The 6,624-nt window shown below is 72.5% G+C and carries 8 protein-coding genes; 2 read left to right on the top strand and 6 right to left on the bottom strand.

Going from position 1 to position 6,624, the window contains the following annotated elements:
* Window positions 1-42: 42 nt before the first annotated feature.
* Entirely contained in the window at window positions 43-1,062 is a 1,020-nt protein-coding gene (gene glnII / locus ACWGH4_RS28190) for a glutamine synthetase (RefSeq protein WP_307706001.1), read from the bottom strand.
* Between the two features lie 495 nt (window positions 1,063-1,557).
* Between glnII and ACWGH4_RS28185 the strand changes: the two genes are divergently transcribed.
* The gene (locus tag ACWGH4_RS28185; RefSeq protein ID WP_441262657.1) at window positions 1,558-2,478 is read left to right on the top strand and encodes a Gfo/Idh/MocA family oxidoreductase; all 921 of its coding nucleotides are present in this window, start codon (window positions 1,558-1,560) and stop codon (window positions 2,476-2,478) included.
* Window positions 2,479-2,675: 197 nt separating this feature from the next.
* On the opposite strand, the gene ACWGH4_RS28180 is transcribed toward ACWGH4_RS28185, so the two are convergent.
* Window positions 2,676-3,353 carry a hypothetical protein gene (locus ACWGH4_RS28180; protein ID WP_453465891.1) on the bottom strand — a complete coding sequence of 226 codons (678 nt, stop codon included), beginning with the start codon at window positions 3,351-3,353 and terminating at the stop codon, window positions 2,676-2,678.
* A 246-nt stretch (window positions 3,354-3,599) separates the two neighbouring features.
* Window positions 3,600-3,962, bottom strand: coding sequence for an arsenate reductase family protein (locus tag ACWGH4_RS28175; RefSeq protein ID WP_453465889.1), 363 nt, complete (start codon window positions 3,960-3,962; stop codon window positions 3,600-3,602).
* A gap of 122 nt (window positions 3,963-4,084) precedes the next feature.
* On the opposite strand from ACWGH4_RS28175, the gene ACWGH4_RS28170 reads away from it, so the two are divergent.
* Entirely contained in the window at window positions 4,085-4,351 is a 267-nt protein-coding gene (locus ACWGH4_RS28170) for a hypothetical protein (RefSeq protein WP_441262654.1), read from the top strand.
* Between the two features lie 10 nt (window positions 4,352-4,361).
* Here the strand turns inward: ACWGH4_RS28170 and ACWGH4_RS28165 are convergent, their stop codons facing one another.
* The 3 genes from ACWGH4_RS28165 to ACWGH4_RS28155 all read right to left on the bottom strand — a co-directional run bounded on the left by ACWGH4_RS28165 (window position 4,362) and on the right by ACWGH4_RS28155 (window position 6,554).
* The gene (locus tag ACWGH4_RS28165; RefSeq protein ID WP_453465886.1) at window positions 4,362-5,228 is read right to left on the bottom strand and encodes an MOSC domain-containing protein; all 867 of its coding nucleotides are present in this window, start codon (window positions 5,226-5,228) and stop codon (window positions 4,362-4,364) included.
* A gap of 41 nt (window positions 5,229-5,269) precedes the next feature.
* Window positions 5,270-5,863: a GNAT family N-acetyltransferase gene (locus ACWGH4_RS28160; RefSeq protein ID WP_453465884.1), complete on the bottom strand. Its 594-nt coding sequence runs from the start codon at window positions 5,861-5,863 to the stop codon at window positions 5,270-5,272.
* 76 nt (window positions 5,864-5,939) lie between these two features.
* Window positions 5,940-6,554 (bottom strand): class I SAM-dependent methyltransferase, encoded by a 615-nt coding sequence (locus ACWGH4_RS28155; RefSeq protein WP_453465882.1) that lies wholly within the window; start codon window positions 6,552-6,554, stop codon window positions 5,940-5,942.
* Between the last annotated feature and the right edge of the window lie 70 nt (window positions 6,555-6,624).

The following is a 6,624-nucleotide window of genomic DNA, read 5'->3' as shown; positions in this document are numbered from 1 at the left end:
CCGCCGGAATCGGCGGGGCCCCTTTCAAGGAGCTGTTTGCGCTCAGACCTGGCCGGCCTTCTCCAGCGCCGCGCAGCAGGTGTCCACCAGGAGGCGGGTCACCACGTACGGGTCGACGTTGGCGTTCGGGCGGCGGTCCTCGATGTAGCCCTTGCCGTCCTGCTCGACCTGCCACGGGATACGGACCGAGGCGCCACGGTCGGAGACGCCGTAGCTGTACTCGTTCCACGGGGCGGTCTCGTGCAGACCGGTGAGACGGTCGTCGATGCCGGCGCCGTAGTTCTTGACGTGGTCGAGGGGCTTGGAGCCCTCGCCCAGCGACTCGCACGCGGTGATGATGGCGTCGTAGCCCTCACGCATCGCCTTGGTCGAGAAGTTGGTGTGCGCGCCCGCGCCGTTCCAGTCGCCCTTCACCGGCTTGGGGTCCAGCGTCGCGGAGACCTTGAAGTCCTCGGCGGTGCGGTAGAGCAGCCAACGGGCCACCCACAGCTGGTCGGCGACCTCGAGCGGGGCGAGCGGGCCGACCTGGAACTCCCACTGGCCGGGCATGACCTCGGCGTTGATGCCGGAGATGCCGAGCCCCGCCTTGAGGCAGTTCTCCAGGTGCGCCTCGACGACGTCGCGGCCGAAGATCTCGTCGGCGCCGACACCGCAGTAGTAGCCGCCCTGCGGGGCGGGGAAGCCGCCGGCCGGGAAGCCGAGCGGACGCTCACCGTCGAAGAAGGTGTACTCCTGCTCGATGCCGAAGATCGGCTCCTGAGCGGCGAAGCGCTCGTAGACCTCGGCGAGCGCGGCGCGGGTGTTGGACTCGTGCGGGGTCATGTCCGTGTTGAGGACCTCGCACAGCACCAGGACGTCGTCGCCGCCGCGGATCGGGTCCGGGCAGGTGAAGACCGGCTTCAGCACGCGGTCGGAGGCGTGGCCCTTGGCCTGGTTGGTGCTGGACCCGTCGAAGCCCCAGATGGGCAGCTCAGCGCCATCGTTGAGGATCTTCGTCTTCGAGCGAAGCTTGGCGGTCGGCTCGGTGCCGTCGATCCAGATGTACTCAGCCTTGAAGGTCACGGGGCCTCATCCTTTGCGGGTGCAGCGGTATGCCGCGCAGCTTGGCAATACGCGATTTCCCGGCCGTTGCCCGTTTGTGAACCCCACGTTACGCAGCGGGCCGGACGGCCGGGACGGGTCGGGGAGGCGCCCCTCCTGCCGCGGCCGGAGCAGGGGCGGCGGCACCTCGGACCGGGGTCGTGAACGCGCGTGGCGGGTCGCGTTGTTGCTGGTCAGAGGTGCTTCGCAGGGGCCGGGGGTGTCCCCGGACGCGTCAGGGGAGATGTCGCGGGAACCGTCCCCGGCAACGTTTCCGGGAATGTTCTGAGACACGCGACACATCCCCGCCGGTCGGTGATCGTCCCGGCCGCCGCGAGCCGGGGCGTGAGAGGCGGGACGGGGCCGGGCGCCCGGGAAACGGGCCGGTGGCGGCACGTCGTATACAGGGGTCTCCACGGGTGCGCGCACGCCGGACCGCGCGGATGGGCGGCTCTGTGACCGTGCACACTGGTGCGCATGACGAAGCAGACACAGCCGCTGCGCATAGGCCTCATCGGTGCCGGGCCATGGGCGGGGATGACGCAGGCGCCGGCGCTGGCCGGGCATCCGGATGTCGTGTTCAGCGGCGTGTGGGGGAGGCGGCCGGAGGCGGCCGCGGCACTGGCCGACGCGCATGGCACGGCGGCGTTCACCGGCGACGAGGGGATCGAGGCCCTGCTCGCGGTCAGCGACGCCGTCGCGTTCGCCGTGCCGCCGGACGTCCAGGCCCCGCTCGCCGCCAGGGCGGCCGCGGCGGGCCGCCACCTGCTGCTGGACAAGCCGGTCGCGACCAACGTGGCCGCGGCGCACGCGGCGGCCCGTGCCGCAAAGGACGCCCAGGTGGCCTCCGTGGTCTTCTGCACGCTGCGGTTCGCCGCCGACACGGCGCCCTGGGTGGCCGAACAGGCCGCCTCGGACGGGTGGTTCACGGCGCACGCCCAGTGGCTCGGTTCGCTGTACTCGGACGGCTCCGACAGCCCGTTCGCGGCCTCGCCCTGGCGGCGTGAGAAGGGCGGCCTGTGGGACGTCGGCCCGCACGCCCTCTCCGCGCTGATCCCGGTGCTCGGCGATGTGACAACGCTGTCGGCGGCCCGTGGCCCGGCCGACACCGTCCACCTGGCGCTGCGGCACGCCTCCGGGGCCTCCAGCACGGTGACCCTCGGCCTGAGCGCGCCGGGCAAGGCCGCCGGCACGAGTCTCGTCCTGCTGGGCGAGCGGGGGAGGGCGGAGCTTCCCGAGGGCTGGGGCGATCCGGTCGACTCGTTCCGCAGGGCGGTCGACGCGCTGCTCGAGTCCGCGCGAACGGGGCAGGCGCACGACTGCGACATCCGCTTCGGCGTGCGGCTCACGGAGATCCTCGCGGAAGCCGAGGAACTGCTGGCGGGGACGGCGCCGTAGGCGGCGGGAAGGCCGCAGCCGCAGGGCCGGCGGGGGCGTTACCGGGGCCTGCGGCTACGGCGGCACCACGGCCGCGCGGTACGGACGGCGCCGTGGCACCGCCGGGTGTGCGGCCCGGCGGCCACGGCTCCCCCTGGGACAGTGGAAGGGGGAGCCGCCACGGCGTGCGTCCTCGGATCCGGCGCGACCGGTACGGGTCAGCCGACGCGCTCGATACGCGCGTTGCGGATGAGGAACTTGCCCGCCTCGCGCACCTGCTCGAAGGCGGCGTTGTTCAGCAGCGCGCAGCTGCCGGAGACGGAAGTGACCTCGACGGTCGTGGACTTGTCGTTGTCCAGGTTGGTCACCTTGAGCCGCGTCCCGACGGGGAACTCGCCGCTGGAGGCGGCGGGTGCGCCGCCCTCACCGGAGAGCGTCACGGTGGAGCCGGCGCAGACCACCTCGCCCGCGGCGCCGCCGCCGGCCCCCTCGCCCGCCTGGTCGTCCTGACCTGCGCCCTGCTCTTCACCTGCGCCCTGGTCCTCGCCCGCGCCCTCCTCTGCGGGCGGCGCCTCTGCGGGCGGCTGTTCGGCCGGGGGAGCCGCCGCCTGGCCGCCGCCCTCTCCGGCGTCGCAGCCGGCGGCCTCCTGCTGGACCCTGATCTGCGCGATCACCGCCTCGCGGTTGGCGATCCGTGCCTCCGACTGGGCGTCGGGATTCGCCCGTTGCCCGGCGATGAAGTTCTCGTTGTTGCGGACCGCCTGGGCCAGCCCGTCGCAGGCAACGGACGCCTGACTTGTCCCGGTCATGACAATCGCAGTGCCGCCAACCATGGCCGCCGCGCCGACGAGGAGGGCGAGCTTCTTCTTGCCGCTGAGGGTCTTCTTGCGTGACACGTAAGGGCTCCTGTCCCCGGCCGCGGGGGCGGCCGGATGGTTCCTTGTGCCCTTACGTACGAGTAGCCGCGGCGGGCTGCTCACCGGCCTCGCCCGGCACTTCCTTAACTTTCCTTAAGGCAACGGAAGTTCGCACGAGGCGCGGCGCGGCACCGCACCCTCACGCGCCTGCCGCGTCGAGCAGGGCGCGCATCTCCTGTACGGGCAGCCCCGGGTGCGCAGCCGCGCCTCGTCATGCCCCGCCGCTCAGCCGCGGCCCAGCGCGTCCCGTACCGCTTCCTCCGAGCGTCCCACCACCGCGGACCCGTCGTCCGCCGTGATGATGGGGCGCTGGATGAGCTTCGGGTGCTGCGAGAGCGCCGCGACCCAGCGGTCACGGGAGGCGTCGTCCCGCGGCCAGTCGGCGATGCCCAGCTCCTTGGCGACGGCCTCGCCGGTGCGTGTGATGTCCCAGGGCTCCAGGCCCAGCCGCTCGAGGACGGCGCGGATCTCGTCCTCGGTCGGCACGTCCTCGAGGTAGCGGCGGACGGTGTACTCGGCGCCCTCCGCGTCGAGCAGGTCCACGGCGCTGCGGCACTTGGAACAGGCGGGGTTGATCCAGATCTCCATGGGCTCCACGGTACCGCTCCGGAGCCCCTCAAATGCCGTCTGGCCAGGGGAAATTGTCAGTGCCCACCGGTAGAATGAACAGTAGTTCGGGATGGTCCCGCCACCGCGCCAGGAGGTTGCCGATGGCCGTAGCCACACTCACGACGAAGCCCCTGACCCCGCTCAGCAAGAAGCCGCTCCCGGCCGGACAGCCGCGCGAGTGGTACGTGTCCCACAACCGCCGGCTGAAGGCCATGCGCCTCGCGATCGCGCTGCTGGACTCCGGCGTCTACCACCCGGCGACCGCCGACAACCGGCGGATCCGGTCGACGGCGGAGCGCATCGGCGTCCATGTCCCGTCCGACACGACATGCCGGATGGTCAGGGCCCTGATCCGCTACGGGCGCTGAGCCGGCCGGTTCACGAGGAGGCGGGGCGCCGGGGATCCGGCGTCCCGTTCGCGTACCGCTCCACCCGCACCGGGTCCCCGACCGACAGTGTGCCCTCGCGCACCACGGCCGCCTTCGCGCCGAAGCTCACCTTGTTGTCGTAGGCGGGCTCCCGTCGGTACGTGGCGAGCGTGCGCACCGGTTCGGGGCCGGCCCGCAGCCCCGTGCGCTGGTCCACCAGTGGAACGGAGCAGCGCATCGCCCGTACGGAGTGGGCGAGTCGCACGCCGCCGGCCTCCAACCGCCGCATGATGTCCTCGTCATGGGGCTCGGCGCACCCGTCCAGCACGATGTTGGCGCGGAAGCGGTCCATCGGCACCGGCTCCCCGCCCATGGCCTCGATCCGCGCGTTCAGTCCGTCCAGCGACGCCTGGGACACGACGAGCACGGCATGGGCGTCCGCGAAGGCGACCTTCCCCGGCGTCTCGCCCCATCCGTCACGGTCGAACCCGCTCGGCACGCGCACCAGCCGCGACTTGGCGCCGAGCACCTCGGAGAACCACTCGGCCGCGTCCTCGCCCTGGTCCGGGCAGTGCCCGACCGGCTTGTCGAAGAGGCTCACCGGCCGCGGCTGCCCGTGGGGGTCGACCGCCACGACCACGCTCTCGATCCCGTGCGCGCTCAGCCGCATCGTCCGCCCGCCGTCGAGGAGCTCCGGCCGTACCGCGGCCATGGCGGGCGTCTTGCGCTGACTCCGGAACGCCCCATCGACGGCGTCGACGACCATGAACGTCCGGTCGTGCTCCAGACCTGTGGCGCCGACCCGGGCCGACTCCATGGATGTGCCGGCACAGCCCTTGACCGGGTAGTACGTCAGCGACTGCACAGTGATCCCCATGCCACCGGATCGTAGCGGCGCGCGCCCCTGTGGCCCGCCGGTCACAGCCGGCCCTCCAGCCGCTCCTTAGCGGCCGGCCACTCGTCGGCCAGCATCGAGAAGTACACGCTGTCGCGCCACGTCCCGTCCGGCCGCCGCCGGTGGCGTCGCAGCACACCCTCCCGCCGCGCCCCGAGGCGCGCGATGGCGTCCTGTGAGCGCCTGTTCATGTGGTCGGTCTTCAACTGGACGCGGCTCATGCCGAGTTCCTCGAAGGCATGGCCCAGCAACAGCAGCTTCGTCTCGGTGTTCACAGCGGTCCGCCAGTACGCCCGCCCGTACCAGGTCCACCCGATCTCCAGGCGCTCGTCCCGGACGTCGACGTCCGAGAACGTGGTCCAGCCGACGGCCCGCCCGGAACCGAGGTGGATCACGGCGAACGGCACGTACCTGCCCTGCTCCGCCGCGGCCAGCAGCTCGCGGAGTGTGTCACCGAGCTCCGCCTCGCTCTGCGGGGCGGGCCCGCCCTGCCACCGCCAGACCTCTTCGTCCTGCCCGCCCGCGGCGAAGAGATCGGAGAGATGGCCCTCCGTGAGCGGTTCGAGGCGCACATGGCGGCCGGTGAGCGTGACGGGGGAGGGAGCCTTGGCGGTCATACCCAGAACCTAGACCGATCCTGCACTAGAAGCAACCAGATTATGCACTAGTGCATAATCGCCGGGTTGACCGGCCTCAGCCGCTGTTGCGGAAGACGAGCAGATACCGCCAGAACAGCAGCCGCCGCACGCCCGCCCCGGGCAGCAGCACCGCCGCCTCACGCCGGATGTCGGCCAGCGCCATGTCCGGCTGCCGTACCGGAGGGCGCGTCATGCGCCCGCCGTTCCCCGCGCGGCACCGGTCCGCCGTACCCACGGCGAGCCGGGCGACGGCGTTGACGGGCACGGCCGCCAGGCTCCACGCCCGGTCGGCGGCCGTCCTCTCCGCGTAACAGCCGAGGACCACCAGCGTGCCCCCGGGCGCGAGCGCGTCCCGCAGCGCGGCGACGGTGGCGAACGGCATGTGGTGGAGACTCGCCAGGCAGGAGATGAAGGCGTAGTGGCCGCGGGGCAGTTCCATCCCGGTGATGTCGCCCTGTACGAAGCGCGGTCCCCCGGCGGCGGCGGACCGCGCACGTGCCTCGGCGATCACCCGGGCGGACGGATCGACAGCGTCCACGTCCAGGCCGAGCCCGGCGACCCTCCGCGCGAACCGACCCGTCCCGCACCCGACGTCCAGCGCCGCGCCACCGCCGCGCGGCGCATGGCGCAGCAGCAGGCGGTGGTAGTGGTCGTTGTGATCGAACGGCATGCCGCGACCCTGCCACACGCGCGGAACGGCACGGGGCCGGAACGACCGCCGGCCGCGCCTTCCCCTGGAG

It is taken from the genome of Streptomyces sp. NPDC054847, assembly GCF_053610925.1.
Note: the sequence above shows the minus strand (reverse complement) of the source record. Positions and strands in the feature narration are given on the sequence as shown.